The organism is Micromonospora sp. LOL_015, from assembly GCF_048060275.1.
Classification (GTDB): Bacteria; Actinomycetota; Actinomycetes; order Mycobacteriales; family Micromonosporaceae; genus Micromonospora_E.
On the sequence record NZ_JBHMIO010000023.1, the window covers coordinates 20007 to 41910 of the forward strand.

At 69.4% G+C, this 21904-nt stretch carries 18 protein-coding genes; 14 read left to right on the forward strand and 4 right to left on the reverse strand.

Annotated features, from left to right (window positions below; translation table 11 throughout):
• The first annotated feature begins 35 nt into the window (after positions 1–35).
• A complete protein-coding gene (locus tag ACFHWU_RS18665; protein WP_416555329.1) occupies positions 36–1016 on the forward strand; it encodes a sulfite exporter TauE/SafE family protein in 981 nt (326 codons plus the stop codon).
• A 19-nt stretch (positions 1017–1035) separates the two neighbouring features.
• Here the strand turns inward: ACFHWU_RS18665 and ACFHWU_RS18670 are convergent, their stop codons facing one another.
• On the reverse strand, positions 1036–1212 hold the full coding sequence (locus ACFHWU_RS18670) for a DUF3152 domain-containing protein (RefSeq protein WP_416555331.1): 177 nt from the start codon (positions 1210–1212) through the stop codon (positions 1036–1038).
• Between the two features lie 196 nt (positions 1213–1408).
• On the opposite strand from ACFHWU_RS18670, the gene ACFHWU_RS18675 reads away from it, so the two are divergent.
• The 5 genes from ACFHWU_RS18675 (at position 1409) to ACFHWU_RS18695 (ending at position 7854) form a co-directional block, all read left to right on the forward strand.
• Positions 1409–2311 (forward strand): nucleoside hydrolase, encoded by a 903-nt coding sequence (locus ACFHWU_RS18675; RefSeq protein ID WP_416591140.1) that lies wholly within the window; start codon positions 1409–1411, stop codon positions 2309–2311.
• A gap of 23 nt (positions 2312–2334) precedes the next feature.
• Positions 2335–4560, forward strand: a complete 2226-nt coding sequence (locus tag ACFHWU_RS18680) for a glycosyl hydrolase family 95 catalytic domain-containing protein (protein WP_416591141.1) — start codon at positions 2335–2337, stop codon at positions 4558–4560.
• Positions 4561–4563: 3 nt separating this feature from the next.
• Positions 4564–5634, forward strand: a complete 1071-nt coding sequence (locus ACFHWU_RS18685) for a FecCD family ABC transporter permease (protein WP_416555337.1) — start codon at positions 4564–4566, stop codon at positions 5632–5634.
• Complete coding sequence (locus tag ACFHWU_RS18690; RefSeq protein WP_416591142.1) at positions 5631–6743, forward strand: FecCD family ABC transporter permease; 1113 nt, start codon at positions 5631–5633, stop codon at positions 6741–6743. The genes ACFHWU_RS18685 and ACFHWU_RS18690 overlap by 4 nt, the downstream gene beginning before the upstream one ends.
• A gap of 73 nt (positions 6744–6816) precedes the next feature.
• The gene (locus tag ACFHWU_RS18695) at positions 6817–7854 is read left to right on the forward strand and encodes an iron-siderophore ABC transporter substrate-binding protein (RefSeq protein ID WP_416568206.1); all 1038 of its coding nucleotides are present in this window, start codon (positions 6817–6819) and stop codon (positions 7852–7854) included.
• 42 nt (positions 7855–7896) lie between these two features.
• On the opposite strand, the gene ACFHWU_RS18700 is transcribed toward ACFHWU_RS18695, so the two are convergent.
• Positions 7897–9375, reverse strand: a complete 1479-nt coding sequence (locus ACFHWU_RS18700) for a PQQ-binding-like beta-propeller repeat protein (protein WP_416591143.1) — start codon at positions 9373–9375, stop codon at positions 7897–7899.
• On the opposite strand from ACFHWU_RS18700, the gene ACFHWU_RS18705 reads away from it, so the two are divergent.
• Positions 9355–10047 (forward strand): SanA/YdcF family protein, encoded by a 693-nt coding sequence (locus tag ACFHWU_RS18705; protein WP_416555343.1) that lies wholly within the window; start codon positions 9355–9357, stop codon positions 10045–10047. The two genes, ACFHWU_RS18700 and ACFHWU_RS18705, sit on opposite strands and share 21 nt — an antisense overlap.
• 137 nt (positions 10048–10184) lie before the next feature.
• Positions 10185–11309 carry a GDSL-type esterase/lipase family protein gene (locus ACFHWU_RS18710; protein ID WP_416591144.1) on the forward strand — a complete coding sequence of 375 codons (1125 nt, stop codon included), beginning with the start codon at positions 10185–10187 and terminating at the stop codon, positions 11307–11309.
• A 91-nt stretch (positions 11310–11400) separates the two neighbouring features.
• Here the strand turns inward: ACFHWU_RS18710 and ACFHWU_RS18715 are convergent, their stop codons facing one another.
• The gene (locus ACFHWU_RS18715; RefSeq protein ID WP_416555347.1) at positions 11401–12402 is read right to left on the reverse strand and encodes an acetylxylan esterase; all 1002 of its coding nucleotides are present in this window, start codon (positions 12400–12402) and stop codon (positions 11401–11403) included.
• A gap of 38 nt (positions 12403–12440) precedes the next feature.
• Positions 12441–13433, reverse strand: coding sequence for a LacI family DNA-binding transcriptional regulator (locus ACFHWU_RS18720; RefSeq protein ID WP_416555446.1), 993 nt, complete (start codon positions 13431–13433; stop codon positions 12441–12443).
• 391 nt (positions 13434–13824) lie between these two features.
• Between ACFHWU_RS18720 and ACFHWU_RS18725 the strand changes: the two genes are divergently transcribed.
• From ACFHWU_RS18725 to ACFHWU_RS18750, 6 genes are all read left to right on the forward strand, one after another.
• Complete coding sequence (locus ACFHWU_RS18725) at positions 13825–14823, forward strand: ABC transporter permease (protein ID WP_416555349.1); 999 nt, start codon at positions 13825–13827, stop codon at positions 14821–14823.
• On the forward strand, positions 14820–15746 hold the full coding sequence (locus ACFHWU_RS18730) for a carbohydrate ABC transporter permease (protein ID WP_416555351.1): 927 nt from the start codon (positions 14820–14822) through the stop codon (positions 15744–15746). Before ACFHWU_RS18725 ends, ACFHWU_RS18730 begins: the two co-directional genes overlap by 4 nt.
• A 59-nt stretch (positions 15747–15805) precedes the next feature.
• Positions 15806–17449 (forward strand): extracellular solute-binding protein, encoded by a 1644-nt coding sequence (locus tag ACFHWU_RS18735; RefSeq protein ID WP_416568209.1) that lies wholly within the window; start codon positions 15806–15808, stop codon positions 17447–17449.
• Between the two features lie 128 nt (positions 17450–17577).
• On the forward strand, positions 17578–19104 hold the full coding sequence (locus ACFHWU_RS18740) for a GH39 family glycosyl hydrolase (RefSeq protein WP_416591145.1): 1527 nt from the start codon (positions 17578–17580) through the stop codon (positions 19102–19104).
• Entirely contained in the window at positions 19101–19790 is a 690-nt protein-coding gene (locus ACFHWU_RS18745; RefSeq protein ID WP_416555357.1) for a hypothetical protein, read from the forward strand. The genes ACFHWU_RS18740 and ACFHWU_RS18745 overlap by 4 nt, the downstream gene beginning before the upstream one ends.
• A complete protein-coding gene (locus ACFHWU_RS18750) occupies positions 19787–21823 on the forward strand; it encodes a beta-galactosidase (RefSeq protein WP_416591146.1) in 2037 nt (678 codons plus the stop codon). Before ACFHWU_RS18745 ends, ACFHWU_RS18750 begins: the two co-directional genes overlap by 4 nt.
• The last annotated feature ends 81 nt before the right edge of the window (positions 21824–21904 follow it).

A 21904-nucleotide genomic window follows, 5' to 3' on the forward strand; every position in this document is an offset into this window, starting at 1 on the left:
AGACATTGCCGGTCCGGTCCGGCACCCTCGACAGGGTGGACTGGGTATTGGTGCTGGCCGGTTGCGGCATCGGAATCATCGTCGGGCTGACCGGCATGGGCGGCGGGGCGCTGATGACCCCGATGCTGGTGATCTTCTTCGGCGTACCGCCGCTCGCCGCCGTCTCCAGCGACCTGGTGGTCAGCGCGGTGATGAAACCGGTCGGCGGGCTGGTGCACATCCGGCGGCGGACCGTGCACTGGTCGCTGGTCGGCTGGCTCTGCCTGGGCAGCGTGCCGAGCGCGTTCGCCGGCGTCCTGCTGCTGCGCTCACTCGGCGACGGCGAGCGACTGCAGCAGGGCATCAAGGTGGCGCTCGGGGTGGCGCTGGTGCTGGCCGCCGCCGGCCTGGTCTTCCGCACCTACACCCGGATGGCCGAGCACGCCGCCCGCCGCCGGACCGGCACCGCCGGCCTGCCCGGCAGCGACACCGCGCCGGCCGAGCCGCCGCTGCGGGCCCGGCCGCTGCCGACCGTGCTGATCGGTGCCGTCGGCGGTCTGATCGTCGGGATGACCAGCGTCGGCTCCGGTTCGCTGATCATCATCGCGTTGCTGATGCTCTACCCGCTGCTGCGGCCCGCCTTCCTGGTCGGCACCGACCTGGTGCAGGCGGTGCCGCTGGTGATCGCGGCCGCCGTCGGGCACCTGCTGTTCGGCGACTTCCGCCTCGACCTGACCACCTCGCTGCTGCTCGGGGCGGTACCCGGAGCGTGGCTCGGCGCACAGCTGTCGTCGCGGGCACCCGGCGGCCTGGTCCGTCGGGCGTTGACCCTGGTCCTGCTGGCCAGTGCGATGAAATTGCTCGGCGTGCCGGACATTCCGCTGCTGATTGCCCTCGCCGCCGTCGTTGTCGCCGGGTCACTCGGCTGGATGGCTGCCCGCCGCCGGCACGGCCTGCCCGCGCTGGCCCGTACCGAGCTGCGTGAGCCGCACCGGCCAACCGACCGGGCCGAGCCGCTGCGGGTCGGCGGCCGGTGACGGCCGGGACATGTGACGGTCAGGACGGCTGCCATGGGCTGCTGACGAACCGGCCCTCCTCGTCGAACGGGTACGGGTTGGGCCGGCAACCGTCCAGATCAGTGGTCTGCAGGCCCATCACCGGAGCCAACTGCCCCGGGCCGGCACAGCCCATGTGATCGAAGCCCAGGAAGTGGCCGATCTCGTGGTTGATCACGCTGGTCTGGTACGGCCGTGGTCAGTCCGACCTGACCGCACAGCCGGTCGGTGCCGTCGTCAGCGCCGCCCCCAGCCCCAAGCCTCGTAGCGGCTGACTTCGCCTCGAACGCACCTGATCTCCTCTGCCCCGTTCCGTCCACAACGGCTGCCCCGACCGGGTTACGGTCTGGGCCGCCGGCTGACACTATGTCCAGATGGACTCTCGGCGACATCCACTCACCGTGCCGCGGTCCAAGCGGATCCGGCTGGTGGTCGACAGCGACGCGCGCAATGAGGCCGACGATCAGTACGCGATCGTGCACGCACTGCTCACCCCCCGGTTCGACGTGCGCGGGCTGGTCGGCGCGCACTTCGGCGTCCGAAACGGCCTGGACACCGCTGCCGCCAGCGTCGCCGAGATCCACCACCTGCTGGAGCTGATGCGACTGCCGGCTCCGCCGCCGGTGGCCGCTGGGGTCAGCCGTCCGCTGCGGGACGCGGTCGGCGGAGCACCCGGGGTCGACCTGATCGTCGCCGAAGCCATGCGCGACGATCCACTGCCGCTGTTCGTGGCCTTTCTCGGGCCGCTGACCGATCTCGCCGCCGCGCTGCGGGTCGAGCCGAGGATCGCCGGGCGGTTGACCGCCGTCTGGATCGGCGGTGGCCCGTACCCGGACGGTGGTGCCGAGTTCAACCTGGGCAACGACGTCGACGCCGCCAACGAGGTGTTCGACTCCGAGGTGGAGCTGTGGCAGATCCCCAACGCGGCGTACGGCATGATGCGGGTCGGTCTCAGCGAACTCGCGGTCCGGGTGGCGCCGCGTGGGCCGGTCGGTGCGTACCTGTTCCGGCAACTCGTCGAACTCAACGACGCGATGGGTGACAATGCGAACTGGCCGGCGGGGGAGTCGTGGGTCCTCGGCGACTCCCCCGCCGTCGGGGTGCTGCTGGACGAGCACTGGATGGATCACCGTCAGGTTCCGGCGCCGATCGTCCTGCCCGATCTGAGCTATCAGCAACGGCAGGATCACTCGCGGACAATCCGGGTCTATCACCGCATAGACTCCCGGTTCGTGCTGGAGGACCTGTACGCGAAGCTGACCCTCGCGTACGGCTGAAGACCTTGACTAAGGTCGATCAAATGCACCGGATCGACGACACGGCGCCCGCGGCGCGCTGGGAAGACGCCTTCCTCACCGGCAACGGCGAGTACGGGCTGATGGTGCACGGCGATCCAACCGCCGAGCGGATCGTGGTCGACCATCACCGGTTCGTGCTACCCAACGGCACCCGCGACCTGCGGCCACCGGAGCTGGCCGGGGCCATCGAGCAGATCCGGGACCTTGTCCTGGCCGGCCGACGGGCCGAGGCCGGCCGGCTGCTCGCCGACGGCCGGCAGCTGGAGTGGACCCAGTCGTTCCACCCCGGCTACGCGCTGACCGTCGACGCGCCGGTTGGTCGGGTCGGCGAACCGGCGCCGCTGCCCGCCGACTACCTGCGTACCACGGACTTCACCACCGGCGAGATCACCGTGCGGTGGGCCGGCGACCGCACCCGGCAAGCCTTCGTCTCCCGCGCGGACCGGGTCGCCGTGGTCCGGCTGGATGCCGGCCCATGCCTGCTCGGCGCGACCGGCGACCTGCCCGGCCGGCCGGCCGACGTCACCTACGACATCACCGCCTACCGGCGCGACGGGCACGCGTTCCTGCGGGTCCGGGGCAGCTATCCGGCCGGCCTCGGGGCGTACGGCTTCGAAGGACTGGCCCTGGTGACCGGCGATACCGAGATCGCCGGCGACCGGATCCTGATTGGCGGGGACGCGCTGGTGCTGACCGCGCTCGACCGCTACGACGCGCCCGGCTGGGGCACCGAGGCGCTGCACGCGCGACTCGCCGGGCTGGCCGGTCAGCAGCCGGACGCCGACTACCAGCGGCTGCTGGCCCGGCACGTCGCCCTGCACCGGCCGATGTACCAGCGGGTCGAGCTGCGGTTGCGGATCGACGAGGCCGACCGGCATCGTCCGATCGGTGAGCTGCTCGACGCCCAGCGCGTCGCCGACGAGCGGCTGCTCCCCACGCTGCTGGAACGGTTGTTCCACGCCGGCCGATACCTGCTGATCAGCTCCAGCGGGGTGCTGCCACCCCGGCTGACCGGGCTCTGGCTAGGTTCCTGGGACGCGGCCTGGGCTGGCGACTTCACCACCGACGCCAACCTGAACCTGCAGTTGGCCGGGGCGAACATCGGCGCGTTGCCGGAGGTGACCGCAGCGCACCGACGGTTGGTCGCCGGCCAGGTCGACCACTGGCGACGCAACGCGCGATCGGTGTACGGCGGCCGTGGCCTGCTCGCGCCGGGGCGTACCGACGGCGAGCACGGGCATCTGTTCCACTTCTGTGACGAGTGGCCCTGGCCGGCCTGGCTGCCCGGCGCGCACTGGCTGCTGTACCCGCTCTGGGAGCACCACCTGGTCACCGGGGAGCCGTTGGGGGAGGTGGCCGGCTGGCTGGTTGAGGCGGCCGAGTTCTTCGAGGATTTTCTGACCCGGGTAGGCGACGACGGCCGGTACGTCATCGTGCCGTCGTTCTCCGCCGAGACCGGTCCGCTGGACGAGCAGGGCGAGCCGGTCTACCTGGCGGTGAACGCCACCATGGACATCGCCGTCGCCCGCCATGCGATGCGGGTCGCGGGCGGCTTGACCGGTACGTCCCGGTGGGCCGACCTGATTGCGCGGTTGCCCGGGTATCTGGTGGACGAGCGGGGCGCGCTGGCCGAGTGGGCCTGGCCCGGTTACCGCGCCGATGACGACCACCGGCATATCAGCCACCTCTACCCGGTCTGGCCGCTGCGCGAGATCACCCTGGACCGCACCCCGGAACTGGCCCGCGCGGCCCGCCGGGCCTTGGCGGTGCGCGGCGACGAGAACCTGTCCGCCCACGGCAGCCTGCACCGGGCGTTGGTCGCCGCCCGGTTGCGCGACGCCGACCTGGCCGTCGCCAACCTGCGGAAAATTCTCTGCGCGGACATGTTCTTCCGGTCGTTGATGAGCGCCCACAACCCGGGTCTGCAGACCTACAACGCCGACGCCGTGCACACGTTGCCCGGCGTCCTGATCGAGATGCTGGTCGATTCGTGCCCGGGGTCGCTGCACCTGCTGCCGGCGTGGCCGGGCGAGCTGCCCGGCGGCACGCTGCGCGGGGTGACCTGCCGGGGCCGGGTCACTGTCGAGGAGCTGACCTGGGACGCCACGACGCTAGGGGTCCGGCTCCGCTCGGCGGTCAGCCAACAGGTGACGGTCCGCAGCCCGTACGGTGCGAGGGTGGTGGACCTGCCCGCCGATGAGCCGGTGGAGCTTTCCCTGCATACTTAGGCGATGCTTACCTCACTCCGGGCCGGTCGGGGTGAGCGTGCCGGACGGAATGTGACCCAGGGTGGTCGGACGTTCACGATAGGTCGGCGGCTTGGTGGGCTGCTCGTCGCCGTACTGCTGCTGGCCCTGACCGTCTTCGCCAGCCTCGCCCTCGGATCCCGTGACATCGCGCTGCCGGTGGTGGTCGAGGCGCTGGTCGACCGCGACCCGGCGGTCAACGACCACGTCGTCATCTGGGACCTGCGGCTGCCCCGGACCGTGATCGGGCTGCTCGCCGGTCTCGCGCTCGGCTTGTCCGGCGGGCTCATGCAGGGATTGACCCGAAACCCGATCGCCGACCCCGGCCTGCTCGGCATCAATGCTGGCGCGTCACTTGCCGTCGTCGTCGCGATCACCTGGCTCGGCATCGGCACCACCGCCGGCTACATCTGGTTTGCGTTTGGCGGGGCGACCCTCGCCGCGCTGCTCGTCTACGGCATCGGGTCGATGGGCGGCGACGGCGCGACCCCGGTGAAACTCGCCATCGCCGGCTCGGCGCTCACCGCCGTGCTCACCTCGCTGATCACCCTGGTGCTGCTGACCAACCTGCAGACCCTGGAACGCTACCGGTTCTGGCAGGTCGGCTCGCTGGTCGGGCGGGACCTCGACACCGCCCGTACGGTGCTGCTGTTCATCGCAGTCGGCACCCTGCTGGCGCTGGTCTCCGGCCGGGTGCTCAACGCGCTCAGCCTCGGCGACGACGTCGCCCACGGGCTCGGCCAGCACGTGGTTCGGGACCGGGCGGTCATCATGACCGCGACCGTGCTGCTCTGCGGCTCGGCGACGGCGCTCACCGGACCGATCGTCTTCGTCGGGCTGGTCGTGCCGCACGCCGCCCGTTGGGTGACCGGGCCGGACTACCGGTGGATTCTCGCCTACAGCGCGGTGCTCGGTGCCGCCCTGCTGGTCGCGTCCGACGTGCTCGGTCGGCTGATCGCGCCGCCCGGCGAGGTCGAGGCCGGCCTGGTCGTGGCGTTCCTCGGCGCACCGGTGCTGATCGCCCTGGTCCGCCGCTCTCGATTGGCCAGCGTATGACCGGCACCGATACCCGCGATCCCGACCGGAGCAACGCCGACCGGTACGCCGCCGACCGTACCGCCGATCTCGGGCTTCCCGCGCTGAGCCGGTTGCGGCGTCGCCGCCGCCGGGCCACCGTCGTGCTGGCCGGGTTGGCCGGGGTCGTCGCGATCTTTGCCCTGCTCAGCCTCAGTCTCGGCGCCTACCAGATCTCGTTGGACGGGGTGCTCCGCACCTTGATCGGGCAGGGCAGCGGCCGCGACGACTTCATCATCCTCAGTCTGCGGCTGCCCCGACTGGTCGCCGGGATTTTGGCCGGCGCCGCGTTCGGCCTGGCCGGCGGCATCTTCCAGACCCTGTTGCGCAACCCGCTGGCCAGCCCGGACATCATCGGCGTCACCGGCGGGGCCAGCGCCGCCGCGGTGTTCGCACTAGTCACGCTCGGTGCCGGCAGCCTCGGCGTGTCGGTCGCCGCGTTCGTCGGCGCGGCCGGAACGGCGACCGCCGTGTACCTGCTCTCCTGGCGAGACGGGCTGACCGGGTACCGCTTCGTGCTGGTCGGCATCGCCGCCGCGTTCATGGCGCACGGTGTCCTCGGCTACCTGCTGACCCGGGGAGAGGTACGCGAGGCGCAGACGGCGTTGTCGTGGATGGTCGGCAGCCTGGGCAGCGCCCGCTGGCCGGAGATCGCCGTCCTGGCGACGCTGCTCGGCGTGTTGACCCCGGTGCTGCTGGCGTTGCGTCCGGCACTCGGGCTGCTGCAGTTCGGCGACGACACCGCGACCGGCCTGGGGGTGCGGCTGGAACGCAGCCGGATCAGTCTGCTGGCGATCGCGGTGGCCCTCGCCGCGGTGGCGACCGCAGTGACCGGGCCGATCGCGTTCGTGGCGTTCGTCGCCATGCCGATCGCCCGGCGGATGATGCGCTCCGGGGCCCCGGTGCTGCTACCGGCGGCCCTGATCGGCGTACTCGTGGTGACCGGGGCGGACCTGGTCGCCCAGCACCTGCTGCCCGGCAACATCAAGACCCCGGTCGGCATCGTCACCGCGGTGATCGGCGGGCCGTACCTGCTGTGGTTGCTCGCCACCGCTGGCCGGAATCACGGCTCGGTAACCAGAATTACATAGGCTAGCCAAACCTAACTAAACCGTGGTTGCATGTGCTGACCTTCGCGGACGACCCGCGCTCGTAGGAGAGACAGTGATCAGCAAAAGACTCAGCCGCGTCCTTTTCGCCACCCCACTCGCCCTCACCATCGGCCTTGCCGCGTGCGGTTCCGGTGACGATTCCAGCACCGACGACGCAGCGACCGGTGGTGGCAGCTCGGCCGGCTTCCCGGTGACCATCGAGCACGCCCTCGGCGAGACCACCATCGAAGACACCCCGACCCGGGTGGTCGCCTGGGGCTGGGGCAGCGCCGACGCCGCTATCGCGCTCGACGTGGTGCCGGTGGCCATCCCGTTCCAGAGCTACGGCGGTGACGCCAACGGCGTACTGCCGTGGATCGCCGAGAAGCTCGACGAGACCGGCGCCGAGGTGCCCGCCGTACTGCCGGACGCCCAGGAGCCGCCCTTCGACGAGATCGCCGCCGCCGACCCGGACCTGATCCTCGCCGTCTACTCCGGTATCGATCAGGAACAGTACGACCTGCTCAGCCAGATCGCGCCGACGGTCGCCTACCCGGGTGAGGCGTGGGCCACCCCGTGGCGTGACCTGATCACCACCGTGGGCACCGCGCTCGGCAAGAGCGACGAGGCGCAGACGCTGCTGGACGACATCGACGCGCAGATCGCCGCCAAAGCTGCGGAGAACCCGCAGTTGGCCGGCAAGAGCGTCGCCATGGTCTGGGACTCCGCCGGCACCTTCTACGTCTACAAGGAGGCCGACCCGCGGGTCGAGTTCGCCCTCGACCTTGGGATGACCGGCGCGCCCAGCGTCAACGACCTCGGCACCGACGAGTCGACATTCTACTTCACCATGAGCTACGAGCAGCTCGACCAGCTCACCTCGGATGTGCTGGTGTCATTCGCCACCAGCCAGGAGGAACAGGACGCGTTCCTGTCCTCGCAGGCCGCGCAGACCATGCCGCAGATCCAGTCCGGGGCGGTCGCCTCGCTGGTCGGTGCCGAGTTCATCGCCTCGGTGTCGCCGCCCACCGCGTTGTCGGTCACCTGGGGCCTCGACGAGTACGTCGCCGCACTCGCCGAAGCCGCCGACAAGGTCGACGCCGCTTCCTGAACGACCATCCGGCCCGGCCCGGCCCGACCGAGCCGGGTCGGGTCAGAACTCGTAGTGCCAGATGCTGATTGCGTCGGCACCCAGCCGGCAGACGATCGTGCCGCGGTCGCCGACACAGCCGCCGACCGGTCCGGGAACGCTACCGATCATGCGCACCGTCTCCGGGCCGGCCGGCGACAGCACCGCGAGCCAGGCCGGTCCGGTCTCGGTCGGCTGCCGGTAGCCGACGAACGTGGCGTCGCCGCGCCCCTCCAACTCGGTCTCCCAGGCGCTCAACGGCAGCAGGGTCCGCCCGGTCCCCGGGTCGATGATCCGCCCGCTGCCCGAACCCGCGTCGGCGCTGGCGTCCGCCGCCGCCGCCGCGGGATATCCACGACCATCGCCGTCTGCTGCGGCGCCGGACCCGCCGTCGGCCGACACGCTGTACGCCACCAGGTAGCTGCCGAAGTCGACCACCAGGTCGGCCGGCACCCGCCAGACCGTGCGGCCGGTCCGCGGGTCGACCGCCTCGATCCGGGTGTCGTCCGGGAAGCAGATCAGCTCGCCGCAACCGGTGATCCGGCCCGGTCCGTAACGCACCGGCCGGTGCCACAGCTGCCGCAACGTCGTCGGGTCGAAGCCGGTGACCCCCAGCTCACCGCCGCGCCACTGGCGCAGCAGCAGCGCGCCGGCCATGCTGTCCGGCCGGGACACCTCACCCAGATCGGCGGTACGCAGCACCGTGCCGTCGCGCCCGTCGCGTACCTGCGCCCAGCCGTCGGTGCCGACCAGCAGCGCCTGCCCGGCGGACCCGGCCAGCACCTCGGTCGGCACGGCCAGGTCGGCCCGCCACAGCTCGTCGCCGGTCGCCACGTCGACCGCCCGCAGCGTCGACGAGGTGGCGCCGGCGTCGTCCGGCTCGTCAATCAACGCGGTACGCCCGTCGTCGGTCAGCACCAGCCCGTCCGGTGCCACCCACCGGGTCTGCCCGGTCTGCGCGTCCAGGACCACCGTGGACCCGGTGCCAGGGCCGGACCTCGGGTCGACCAGCACCACGTCACCGATCCGCCGTACCTGGCGTAGCCGCCAACTCGCCGCGTCGAACGGCACCGTCCACTGCAGCGCGCCGTCCGGTACGCCGTACGCGGACAGCTGCCAGGTGGTCGCCGAGCCCTGCGCGGCGGCCGAGGTGACCAGCAGCCGGTCCCCGGCGAGCACGATGTCGCGGGCCTTTACCTGATGACTGGCGACCTGGACGAGCAGTGGGCCGCTCGGCGGGGCCGCGCCGGCCAGGCCGGCCAGCAGCGCCAGGCCGACGACGGCGGCGAGCGGACGCGCCCGGCCGGCGGCCAGCCGTGTCCGCTGCGGCGACCGCCACCACCGCCGGCCGGCCGGCGGCGACGGTGGTGATTCGGGGTGGCGGGCCAGGCCCAGCTCGATGACCATGCTCTCCACACTCTTTCCTGTCGCGGCCGGTGTCCAGTAGCCGGGCGCGATGTGCCCGTCGACCATAATTACGGCATGGACGACGCCCTGGCTCATCCGTCCCGTCGAACCCGGTGGCTGCGCCGCAAACTGACCCTCTGCGTCGTTGCGGCGGTCGCGGTCGCGCTGCTGGTCACCGGCAGCGGATACTGGGTCCGGGCGTCGGCGGCCGAGCACGTCTACGAGCTGGCCAGCGTGCCGGCCGCGCCGGTCGCCTTGGTCCTCGGGGCGCAGGTCCGGCCGGACGGTACGCCGTCGGAGTTCCTGGCCGGTCGGCTGGAGGTGGCCCGGCGGCTGGTCGAAGCCGACCTGGTCCGGGCGGTGCTGGTCTCCGGCGACCACCGGGAGTGGGACTACGACGAGCCGGGCGCGATGCGGCGTTGGCTGATCGACCGGGGCGTGCCGGCGGATCGGATCGTGCAGGACCATGCCGGACTGGACACCTACGACTCGTGTCTGCGGGCGCACCGTGTCTTCGGCGTGGAGCGGGCAATCGTGGTGACGCAGAGCTTCCACATCGAGCGGGCGGTCACGGTCTGCCGGCGGGTCGGGGTAGACGCGGTCGGCGTCGGCGACGATTCGGTGCGCCGCTTCGAGCGCGCCTGGCGCTGGGGCGCGTTCCGGGAGCGGTTCGCCGCGGTCAAGGCCGCGTACGACGTGCTGGTGGGCCGGGATCCGGCGCTGCCCGGCCCACCCGAGACCAGCCTCGACGAAGCCCTGAGCGACTGACTGCACGGCCTGCGCCACCGTACCGCTCGGCGCAGGCCGCTGTCCGTTCGCCGCCGGGGCTCCGGCGGGTCCCGGCCTGGTCCTCCGACCGGCGTATAGATTGATGTACGTAAATGTCTTTCGGAGGGAGTTCGTTCATGACCTCGACCATCCGTCGATGTACGGCGGCGCTGGCGGCGGCATTGCTGGTCGCCGTCGTGCTTGCGGTCGGCAACGGCGCCAACGCCCAGCCGTCGGCCGCGGTGCGGATCATGCCGCTCGGGGACTCGATCACCGACGGCTACAACATCCCCGGCGGCTACCGCATCGACCTGTGGCAGAAGTTCCAGAGCGGCGGGTACACCGTGGACTTCGTCGGATCCAAGTCCAACGGGCCGGCCAGCCTGCCGGACCGGAACCACCAGGGCCACTCGGGCTGGCGGATCGACCAGATCGACGCCAACATCGTCAACTGGTTGAACGCCTCCGACCCGCAGACGATCCTGCTGCACATCGGCACCAACGACGTCCTGCAGAACCGGGACCTGCCAAACGCGCCGAACCGGCTCGCCGCGCTGATCGACAAGATCACCAGTACCGCACCGGACGCCCACCTGTTCGTGGCCACCATCGTACCGGTCAGCTTCAAAGCCGCCCAGGTCAGCGCATACAACGCGGCGATTCCGCAGATCGTGCAGAGTCGGGCGAACGCTGGCCGTCGAGTGCACCTCGTCGACATGTATCCAGCGCTCACCACGGCCGATCTGGCCGACGGCGTGCATCCGAACGCCACCGGTTACAGCAAGATGGCTACCAAATGGTACGAGGCACTGCTCTCCGTACCTGGAAGCCTGAACCCCGGCATCGGACCGAGCCCGAGCCCGACCACTCCGCCCCCGGCGACCACCCCGCCGCCGCCGACCACCCCGCCCCCGCCGACCACCCCGCCCCCGCCGACCACCCCGCCCCCGGCGACCACTCCGCCACCGGTTGGTGGCTGCACCGCCACTGTCTCGCTGAACCAGTGGAACGGCGGTTTCGTGGCGACCGTCCGGGTCACCGCCGGCTCGGCCGGACTCACCGGCTGGACCGTCGGGATGACCCTGCCCGGCGGTGCCACGATCACCAACGCATGGAACACCGACCGCAGTGGCAACAGCGGTGCGGTTCAGTTCCGCAACGTCAGTTACAACGGCCGGGTCGGTGCCGGGCAGTCGACCGAGTTCGGCTTCCAGGGCACCGGCAGCGGCTCCGGGATGACCCCGTCCTGCACCGCGAGTTGAGCCACCCGTAGCGGTCCCATCTTTACGGGACGACCGGCAGGTGCCACGGCCGTCGTACGGTCGTGGCACCTGCCGCGTCCGGGTAAGCTGATCAGGTAGCCGAGTGGAACAGTTCGCGCAGCCAGCGCAACTGTCGGCGGACCTGCTCCGCCTCGCCGCCTTCATGGCCGTTGAACGGATACGGATGAATCTCCCGACTTGGCGGCTGCGGGCGTCCATTTTCGGCTCCGTACTGGTTGTACGCGGCGAACACCGTGCTCGGTGGGCAGGTGGTGTCGCGCAGCCCGATGCCGAAATGCGCTGGAGCCACAGCGGTCCGGGCGAATGACACTCCATCGAAGTAGGACAGAGTCCGGCGTACCGCCGGCTCGGCGTCGCGGTGCACGGCGAGATACCGGGCCACATCACCGTACGGCTCGTTGTCAGTGATCTCGATCGCCCGCTGCCAGTGACAGCCGAACGGCGCGCTGCAGATCAGCGCGGCCAGGTCGTCGACCAGGCCGGCGACGGCCAGGGCGAGCCCGCCGCCCTGGCTGTTGCCGGCCGCGATCACCCGGGCCGGGTCGACGCCGGGTAGCGCGCGCACTGCGGTCACCGCGCGGACCGCGTCGGTGATCAGTCGCCGGTAGTAGTAGCCGTCGGGCTCGAGTATCCCGCGGGTCACCGGCCCTGGGCCACCGGCGGCGGCGGGGTGCGGATCCGGCGTGTCCCCGCCGTTGCCGTACTGGTCGCCCTGACCACGGGCATCCATCAGCAGATGCGCGTAACCGGCGACCGGCCAGGTCAGCCGCTCGTGCGGCAGGCCCCGGCCGCGCCCGTAGCCGAGATACTCGACGACCGCCGGCAGTGGGGTGTGTACCCCGGCTGGGCGGGTGTACCAGGCGTTGACCGGATCCCCGCCGAAACCGCGCAGCGTCACCTGCCAGGTGTCCAGCAGACGCAGGTCGGTCGGCTCCGGACGGACATTGATCAGCACTTCGCGGCTGGCGGCGTCGTCCAGGGTCGATTTCCAGAACGTCGCGAAGTCGGCCGGTTTGGCGACAGCTGGGGTGTACGTCCGAAGTTGCGGCAACGGCAGATCAACCGAGGGCATCAGATCTCCTAGGTGGACAAAAATCGGTGGACAGTTGTTCAGACGGGCGAGGGCGGGGCGGTGCTCTCCCGGATCACCAACTCGGTGACCAGGTCGATGCGGCTGGTCGACAACTCGGCACCGCGGGTTAGATCCAGCAGCATCTGCGTGGCGGTGCCGGCCATGTCGCGCAGCGGCTGATTGACGGTGGTCAGCGCGGGTACCGTCCAGGCGGCGACCGGCACGTTGTCGTACCCGATCACCGACAGGTCGTGCGGGACGTCCAGGCCGAGTTGGCGGGCGGCCCGCAGCACGCCCAGCGCCTGCATGTCCGATCCGGCGAAGATCGCGGACGGCCGGTCCGGGCGGTCCAGCAGCGCCATCCCGTGCGCGAAGCCGGCATCGACATAGAAGTCGCCGTGCCGGACGAGGTCGGCCGCGACTGGCAGGCCGGCTTCGTCGTGTGCCGATCGGAATCCGGCGGTACGGGCCTGAGCGCACAGCACGTCCCGTGGTCCGGAGATGATGGCGATCCGCCGGTGTCCGAGCTGCAGCAGGTGCCGGGTGGCGATGAGCCCGCCGTTCCAGTTGTTGGACCCGACAGTCGGCACCGACGCCGACGTGGCGCTGTCGGTGTCGATCACCACGAAGGGGATGAGCTGGCGGGCGAGCAGTTCCTGTTGACGTTCGGTGAGGTGGCACAGGACGAAGAGAACGCCGAGGGGACGACGGGCCACCGTGCTGTCCAGCCACTCCGCCGGTGGGCTGTGCCGGCCGCCCAGCTGAGTCAGGTTGAGGCCGATGCCGGCGGCGCTGGCGATGGTCTCCACTCCTTGGATGATCTCCATAGCCCAGAGCGAGTCGAACTCGTGGAAGACCAGCTCGATCTGGTCGTTGCGGATCGGCGGGCGCCGGGCCCGGCGGCGGTACTGGTGCCGGGCCAGGCTGGCCTCCACCCGGGCCCGGGTCTGTGGCGCCACGTCCGTTCTACCATTGAGAACCTTGGATACAGTGGTGATCGACACGCCGACGTCGTCGGCGATGCTGGCGATGGTTGTCGGGGCTGGCGGATCGGCGGCCGGGGTGGTTGTGGGAGTCGATGGAGCGACGGGGCCCGGCTGGGGCGGCGACGGTATCTCTGTCATCCACATCTCACGTTCAGTTACCGGAACTTTCGGTGCTGAACCTGCTAGTAGGCCAGGGTCAGCGTGTGGCAGGGGTGGTGGTGCGCGGGTCGGCGGCGGCGGCGGTGCGGCTTCAAGTGCGCGCTATGCAGTTGGGAGTCCTGGTTCGGTGACCCTTGACACACCTTGCCGGGGAGTTTAGGTTTCCCGCAAGGTAACGCACATATTTCCGAAAGTTTCGAGGGCTGTGTCCCGCGAGGCGTTCCCTGCTGCCGGCAGGGGGCCGGTGGCGGGCCGGACGTGAGGGGCGGCAACTGGGATGAGTACCCCCAGCACGGTCGATGCGTCGCCGCAGGCGCAGGTGCCCTTGCCGCCGGTCGACGGCCTGCCGCGGCGCGGCCGACGCCGGCCCCGGTCACGTACCTGGCGGCGGGCGCTGCGCCGCGACTGGCAGCTCTACTCGCTGGTCGTCCTGCCGCTGTTGTTCTTCTTGATCTTCCGCTACCTGCCGATGCTGGGAAACGTCATCGCGTTTCGCCGGTTCCAGCCCGGTGGCAGCATCTTCGGTGAGTATTGGGTCGGCCTGCGCTACGTCCGGATGTTTCTCGACGATCCGACGTTCTGGCAGGTCTTTACCAACACCCTGATCCTCGGCACGCTCACTCTGGTGGTGGTGTTTCCGCTGCCGATCGTGCTCGCCCTGCTGCTCAACGAGGTCCGCGCCCGCCGGATGAAGCGGTTCGTCCAGTCGGTGTCCTACCTGCCGCACTTTCTGTCGATCGTGATCGTCGCGGCGATGGTGATGCAGATCCTTTCGGTTGACGGCACGGTCAACTCGATGATCCGGGCGTTCGGCGGTGACGCGATCCCGTTCCTGCAGCAGCCGGGCTGGTTCCGCACCATCTACGTCTCCTCCGAGGTGTGGCAGACGGTCGGCTGGGGGACGATCCTCTACCTTGCCGCCCTCACCACGATCGACGAGGACCTCTACGAGGCCGCCCGGATCGACGGAGCGAACCGGTGGCGACAGACCTGGCACGTGACGCTGCCCGGCATCCGACCCACCATGATCACCTTGTTGATCCTCAACATCGGTACCTTCATGGCGGTCGGCTTCGAGAAGATCCTGTTGCTGTACAATCCGCTGACCTACCCGACCGCCGACGTCATATCGACGTATCTCTACCGGATGGGTGTCGTCTCCAGCAACTTCAGCTACGCCGCCGCTATCGGCCTGTTCGAGGCGTTGATTGGGCTGACCCTGGTGCTGTCGGCGAACCTGATCGCCCGTCGCGCAGTAGGAACGAGCCTGTGGTGACCATCGACTCCCCCCGCAAGCTGTTGCACTCGATCCGCCGTCGGCCCCGCCGACCCGACGACACCCGGGGCTACCGGATCTTCCAAGCGGCCAACGGGATCATCCTCACCGGCGTCGTGATCGTTACGCTCTACCCGTTCGTCAACATCATCGCCCGTTCGCTCAGCGACGAGGGTTACATCCGGTCCGGCCAGGTCAACATCATCCCGCGTGGGTTCAACTTGGACACCTACCGGCTGGTCATATCCGACTCGATGTTCTGGATCAACTACCGTAACACCGTCGTCTACACGGTCACCGCCACGGTCATTTCGATCGTGCTCACCACCTGCTACGCCTATGTGCTGTCGAAGAAGGATCTCAAGGGTCGCGGCATGCTGGTCGGCATCGCGGTCTTCACCATGTTCTTTTCCGGTGGTTTGATTCCAAACTATGTGTTGATCACCAGCCTTGGGCTCAAGAACAGCATTTGGGCGATCGTGCTGCCAAATGCCATCAGTGTGTTCAATCTGCTGGTGATGAAGGCCTTCTTTGAGAGTCTGCCAACCGACCTGGAGGAGGCCGCCGCCGTCGACGGTCTCAGCACGTACGGCATCCTCTGGCGCATCGTGATTCCACTGTCCAAGGCGATCATGGCGACGATGGTGCTATTTTACTCGGTCTCGTTCTGGAATTCCTGGTTTTCCGCGTTTCTCTACATGGACCGCTCCGAGCTTTTCCCGGTGACCGTCTACCTGCGCAACCTGATTGCTGGCGCAACTACCGCGACCTCGGCCGGGAGTAGCAGCGACAACCTCGCCCAGGCGGCCGCGAACATTCAGGCCGTGACCATCATCCTCACCGTACTGCCGATCGTTATGGTTTACCCGTTCATTCAGCGCTACTTTGTGACCGGCATCATGCTCGGTGCGGTCAAGGGGTAGCGCTGCGGTCAGGTCCGCCCCATTCAAGTGAATGCCTTCCGCACACGAGAGGAAACCCGATGATTCATCGATCCCGGCACCGCTTTGCGGCGGTCGCCGCCGGTGTTCTCGCGCTTTCGTTCGGTGTCGTCGCCTGTGGCAGCGACGACGACACCGATCCAGAGAACCTGGATGGCAACAGGGTCGGCGCGATGGAGAGCTACGACGTCGGTGACCAGTTCAAGGCAACCGAGCCCCTGACGTTCTCGATGCTCTACAACAATCACCCCAACTACCCGATCGACAAGGACTGGTTGTTCTGGGATGAGCTGACCGAACGCACCGGGGTGACCATCGACGCCGTCGAGGTGCCGCTCAGTGACTACGAGCAAAAACGCAGTCTGCTGATCGGCGCCGGTGATGCCCCTATGATCATCCCGAAGACGTACCCCGGTCAGGAGTCAGCATTCGTCTCCAGCGGTGCCATCCTACCGGTCAGCGACTATCTCGACCTGATGCCGCACTTCCAGGACAAGGTCGCCAAGTGGAATCTGCAGGGTGACATCGACTCGCTGCGGCAGGAGGACGGCAACTTCTACGTCCTGCCGGGCCTGCACGAGGACGTGTGGACCGACTACACCATCGCGATACGCACCGACATCCTCGCCGAACTCGGCCTGGAGACCCCGTCCACCTGGGACGAGGTGCGCGACATGCTGGCCGCGATGAAGCAGGCATACCCGGACAGCTACCCGCTGTCGGACCGGTTCAACATCCCCACGCCACTCGGCTCGCTGCTTAGCATTCTCGCCCAAGCCTACGAGACCGCGGCTGGCTGGGGCTACCAGAACGCGACCTGGGACCGCGACGCTGAGGAGTTCGTCTTTACCGGAAGCATGCCAGGGTACCGGGCCATGCTGGAGTACTTGCACTCCTTGGTCGAGGACGGCCTGCTCGACCCGGAGAGCCCGACCCAGGACGACGACAGGGCGATCCAGAAGCTCGCCAACGGCAAGTCGTTCGTCATCAGCACCAACGCGCAAACACTGGTCAACGACTACCGGCCGGCGTTGGCAAAGAGCAACCCGAGCGCGACGATCGCCAAGATCCCGGTACCGTCCGGTCCGGCCGGTTCGGTCAAGGCCGGCACCCGGCTGGAGAACGGCATCATGATCTCCACTGAGGCACGGCAGAGTGAGAACTTCGTCGCGATGATGCAGTTCATCGACTGGCTCTGGTACTCCGACGAGGGCCAGGAGTTCGCCAAGTGGGGCGTCGAAGGGGTCACCTACACCAAGGACGCCGACGGTGGGTGGGTGCTCGACCCCGACATCGACTTCGTCGGCATCAACCCGGATGCCAGCAAGCACCTGCAGAAGGACTTCGGCTTCAGTAACGGGGTCTTCGCGTACGGCGGCAAGACCGAACTGCTGCAGTCGACGTTCTCCGCTGAGGAGCTGGAGTTCCAGCAGGCACAGGGGCAAAAGGAAACCTTGCCGGTGTCCCCGCCGCGGCCGTTCAGCGAGGAGGAACGGGAACAGGCCACCCTGTGGGAGACCCCGCTGAAGGACTACGTCCAGCAGCAGACCCTGCAGTTCATCCTCGGCCAGCGCGATCTCGCCGAGTGGGACACCTACGTCGAGGAGCTGAACGCTAAGAACGCCCAGCAGTACATCGACATGGTCAATGGAGCGTACGAACGTTACCAGGAGAAGTACGGCTGACCTACCGGGTACGGTCGCGTTCGTGGCAGGAACGCGGCTGGCAACGGCCGGCGCCGGCCCGAAATCCACCTTGCCCTGGCCGGCGTCGACCGGCGCCACCTGCGCCGACGCTCGACAAAGGAGACGGTATGAGCCGGATCATCGTACCCGACCAGCCCACCAGAGCGCTCTCGGAGGCCTGGCGTGCGTGTATCGGTACCGGGCGGTTCGACCTCGCACTGCACCGTGACTATCAGGACTCGCTTTCCCTGCTTCAGCGGGACATCGGCTTCCGGTACATCCGTGGGCACGGGCTGCTGAGCGACGGCACGGGCATCTACCGACCGTACACCCATGCCGGCCGAGAGGAGGTACGGTACTCGTTCACGTACGCCGACCAGGTCGTCGATGCGTACCTGGAACTCGGCCTGGCGCCCTTCGTCGAACTTGGCTTCATGCCCACCGAGCTGGCCTCTGGTGACCAGACCGTCTTTTGGTGGCGGGGCAACGTCACCCCGCCCCGCTCCGAATCCGGTTGGGCCGACTTGGTCCGCGCCACCGTGCGTAACCTGGTCGACCGGTACGGCCTGGAGCAGGTGCGGAACTGGCCGATCGAGGTGTGGAACGAACCCAACCTGACCTCCTTCTGGCGTGGCGCCGACCGGGCCGCCTACCACCGGCTGTACGAACTGGCCGCCCACGCGGTCAAGGACGTCGACGCCAGCCTGCAGGTCGGCGGACCGGCGATCTCCCCCGGCGCCGACGAGTGGCTGGCACCGTTCGCCGAATTCGTCACCGACCGCGACGTGCCGGTCGACTTCGTCAGCCGGCACGCGTACACCTCGGGGCCAGCCCAGCACGTGCCGTTCGGTACCCACCAGACCCTGCGGCCAGCGGACCACCTGCTGGAACAGTTCGCCAGCCCGCGCAGGAACCTGGCCGGCACCGCGTTGGCCGACCTGCCGGTGCACATCACCGAGTTCAACTCCTCCTACCGGCCGGACAACCCGATCCACGACACCGCGTTCCACGCCGCGTACCTGGCCCCGGTCGTCGCGGCCGGTGGCGACCTGGTCGACTCGTTCTCCTACTGGACGTTCAGCGACGTCTTCGAGGAGGTCGGGATTCCGACCGCGATCTTCCACGGCGGCTTCGGTCTGCTCACCCACCGGCAGATCAGGAAACCCACCTACCATCTGTACGCGTTCATGGCCCGGATGGGCCGTCAGGTGCTCGCCCGGGGCACCGACCACCTGGTCACCCGCGACGACGACACCGGCCGGGTCACCGTGCTGGCCTGGGCGCCGGTCGACGTCACCGACGTCGCGGCCTCCCCGGACCGGCACGTCGTCTCGCTGTCGGTCCCGGTCACCGCACCGGCCGGCTCGGCGTTCCTGCTGCGCTCGTCGGTCAGCGACGAAGCCGGCAACGCCTGGCGGGCCTGGTGCGAGCTCGGCCGCCCTCGATCACCCCGGCCGGCGCAACTCGACGCGCTGCGTATCGCCGCCGAACCGGCCCGCAGTCACCGCGCGCTGCCGGTCGTCGATGGCCGGGTAGACATCGACCTGACCCTGGCGCGGCACGAGGTCACTCTGGTTGAGATCACCCAGGTGGTCGACGAGACCCCGCCGTGGTGCGACGACCGGCGACTGCTCGGCGGAAACGGTTTATCGTGAACGACCTCGCCGCCGCGCAACGGCAGTTCGGCACCGGGCCGCTGTCGCGGGTCGCGGCGATCGTCTACCGGCTGACCGTCGTCGAGCTGCTGCTGCTCGCCGGCGTACTGCCCGGTCTGGTGCCGGCGCTGCTGCTGGCCCGCGACGCCAGCAACATCCCGCTCTACGCCGCCTGCGCCGTCCCGGTCGGCCCGGCGCTGTCCGCCGCTTTGTACGCCGTCGCCTGGCACCGCCCCGACATCACCGACCTGACCCCGGCCGTCGACTTCCGGCGCGGCTACCGGGCCAACCTCGGCGGGGTGCTGCGGATCTGGCTGCCGCTGCTGGCCGGGCTGACCCTTGTCGCGGTCAACCTGGCCTACTTCGACGCGGCCGGGGTGCCGCGCTGGTGGGCAGCGTTGCTGGTCCTCGTCGCGGTCGCGGCGACTGTCTGGGGCGGCACCGCGTTGGTGATCACCTCGCTGTTCGCGTTCCGCGCCCGCGACGTGGCCCGGCTCGCCGCGCACTTCCTGACCCGTACGCCCGGCACCTCCCTCGGTGTGCTGGCGCTCGGGGTCGTGGCGGCCGGGATCACCGCGTACACCTCGGAGGCAGTGCTGGCGCTGACCGGCTCGGTGCTGGCGTTGCTGCTGCTGCGCACCAGCCGACCGATGATCACGGCGATCGAGAAGGAGTTCACCAGGTGACGCTGCCCGACGTCGCGAAGATTCCGTACGGCGGGGACTACAACCCGGAGCAGTGGTCCGAGGACGTCTGGAAGGACGACTACCGGCTGTTCGACGCGGCGCGGATCGACACCGTCACCGTCGGCGTCTTCACCTGGGGCCTGACCCAGCCCGGTCCCGGCGTCTACGACTTCTCCACCCTGGACCGCATCGTCGAGCGGGCGGTCGTCGAGGGCCGGCAGATCTGCCTGGCCACCGGTACCGGCGCGCATCCGGCCTGGATGGCCCGCGCCCACCCCGACGTGACCCGCGTCGACTTCTCCGGCCGCCGGCACCGGTTCGGCCAACGGCACAACTCCTGCCCCAACTCGTCGACGTACCGCCGACTCGCCACGGAGCTGGCCCGGCGCGTCGCGCAACGTTACGCGCGTACCCCTGGCCTGGTCGCCTGGCATGTCAACAACGAGTACGGCGGCGCCTGCTACTGCGAGCTGTGTGCCGCCAACTTCCGGCTCTGGCTGCGCGAGCGGTACGGCAGCCTCGACGCGCTCAACGCCGCCTGGTACACCACCTTCTGGTCGCACACCTTCACCGAGTGGGGGCAGATCGAGCCGCCGTCGGCTTTGACCGAACACTGGCGCGGGCCCGACCACACCGCGTTTCAGGGCATCACCCTCGACTACCTGCGGTTCATGTCGGACGCGATGCTGGCCAACTTCGTCGACGAGAAGGCGGCGATCCGCGAGTCCAGCCCGGACACTCCGGTGACCACCAACTTCATGGGCATGTACCGGCCGATTGACTACCACCGCTGGGCCGAGCATCTTGACTTCGCCTCCTGGGACAACTACCCACCCGACGACCGGTCGGCGGCCCGGATGGCGCTCACCCACGACCTGATCCGCGGGTTGAAAGGCGGCCACCCGTTCTGGCTGATGGAGCAGACCCCGAGCGTCACCGCCTGCCGCGATGTCAACCCGCTGAAACGGCCCGGCGTCCTGCGGCTGTGGAGCTGGCAGGCGGTGGCGCACGGCGCCGACGCGGTGCTGTTCTTCCAGATGCGCGCCGGTCGGGGAGCCAGCGAGAAGTACCACGGGGCGGTCATCGGCCACGCGGGCCGATCCGACACTCGGGTCTTCACCGAGGTCGCCGAGCTGGGTGCGGAGCTGGCGCGGCTCGGCGGCGTAACGCTCGGCGCCCGCACCCCGGCCCGGGTGGCGGTGCTGTTCGACTGGGAGAGCTGGTGGGCGCTGGAGATCTCCGACGGCCCGTCCCGGCTGGTCCGTTACCAGCAGGTGGTGCTCGCCTATCACCGGGCACTGTGGGACGCCGGGATCGACGTCGACGTCGTCCCGGTCACCGCCGACCTGACCGGCTACGACGTGGTGCTCGCGCCGGCACTGCACATGGTCAAGGACGACCTCGCGGCCCGTTTGGAGGGGGTCGCCCAGCGGGGCGGCACCGTGCTGGCAACGTACCTGTCCGGGCGGGTCGACGACAACGATCAGGCGTTCCTGGCCGATGTGCCGGGGCCGCTGGCCCCACTGATGGGGATCCGGATCGACGAGTGGGACGCCCGGGACGCCGACGTGGTCAACCCGGTCACCATGACCCTCGACGGTGCCCGGTCGGTCGTTTCCGCCGCCACGCTGCTGTTCGAGCTGGTCATCCCACAGGGCGCCGAGGTGATCGGCACATACCAGGCAGACTTCTACGCCGGGACCCCGGCGGTCACCCGCAACCGGTTCGGCGCCGGTGAAGGGTGGTACGTCGCCGCCGGGCTCGACCAGGCGGGTGTGACCTGGGTGGTACGCCGGATCCTGGACCGGCACGGACTGCTCGGCCCGTACGCGCACGTGCCGGACCTGGAGTCGGCGGTACGGGTCGCGCCGGACGGCACCCGGATCCGGTTCCTGCTCAACCACGGTGAGGAGCCGGTCGAGCTGCCGGCCTGCGCCGCCGGGGTCGACCTGCTGACCGGGGAACGGGTCACCGCCGGTGCGCCGCTGCGCCTGGACCGGTACGGCGTACTCGTGCTCCGCGAGGACGCCTGACGCCGCGTGGTCGTCCGTCGGAGACGTCGTGTCACGCGGCGGGTCGAAGGTGGTGCACCCTATCGCGCCAGCTAGGGTGCA

What these genes read in the sequence shown, in the direction of transcription:
- ACFHWU_RS18675 (WP_416591140.1), top strand. Translation starts at nt 1,409, where the DNA reads ATGGACTCTCGGCGACATCCACTCACCGTGCCGCGGTCCAAGCGGATC.
- ACFHWU_RS18680 (WP_416591141.1), top strand. Translation starts at nt 2,335, where the DNA reads ATGCACCGGATCGACGACACGGCGCCCGCGGCGCGCTGGGAAGACGCC.
- ACFHWU_RS18685 (WP_416555337.1), top strand. Translation starts at nt 4,564, where the DNA reads ATGCTTACCTCACTCCGGGCCGGTCGGGGTGAGCGTGCCGGACGGAAT.
- ACFHWU_RS18690 (WP_416591142.1), top strand. Translation starts at nt 5,631, where the DNA reads ATGACCGGCACCGATACCCGCGATCCCGACCGGAGCAACGCCGACCGG.
- ACFHWU_RS18705 (WP_416555343.1), top strand. Translation starts at nt 9,355, where the DNA reads ATGGACGACGCCCTGGCTCATCCGTCCCGTCGAACCCGGTGGCTGCGC.
- ACFHWU_RS18700 (WP_416591143.1), bottom strand. Translation starts at nt 9,375, where the DNA reads ATGAGCCAGGGCGTCGTCCATGCCGTAATTATGGTCGACGGGCACATC.
- ACFHWU_RS18710 (WP_416591144.1), top strand. Translation starts at nt 10,185, where the DNA reads ATGACCTCGACCATCCGTCGATGTACGGCGGCGCTGGCGGCGGCATTG.
- ACFHWU_RS18715 (WP_416555347.1), bottom strand. Translation starts at nt 12,402, where the DNA reads ATGCCCTCGGTTGATCTGCCGTTGCCGCAACTTCGGACGTACACCCCA.
- ACFHWU_RS18725 (WP_416555349.1), top strand. Translation starts at nt 13,825, where the DNA reads ATGAGTACCCCCAGCACGGTCGATGCGTCGCCGCAGGCGCAGGTGCCC.
- ACFHWU_RS18735 (WP_416568209.1), top strand. Translation starts at nt 15,806, where the DNA reads ATGATTCATCGATCCCGGCACCGCTTTGCGGCGGTCGCCGCCGGTGTT.
- ACFHWU_RS18740 (WP_416591145.1), top strand. Translation starts at nt 17,578, where the DNA reads ATGAGCCGGATCATCGTACCCGACCAGCCCACCAGAGCGCTCTCGGAG.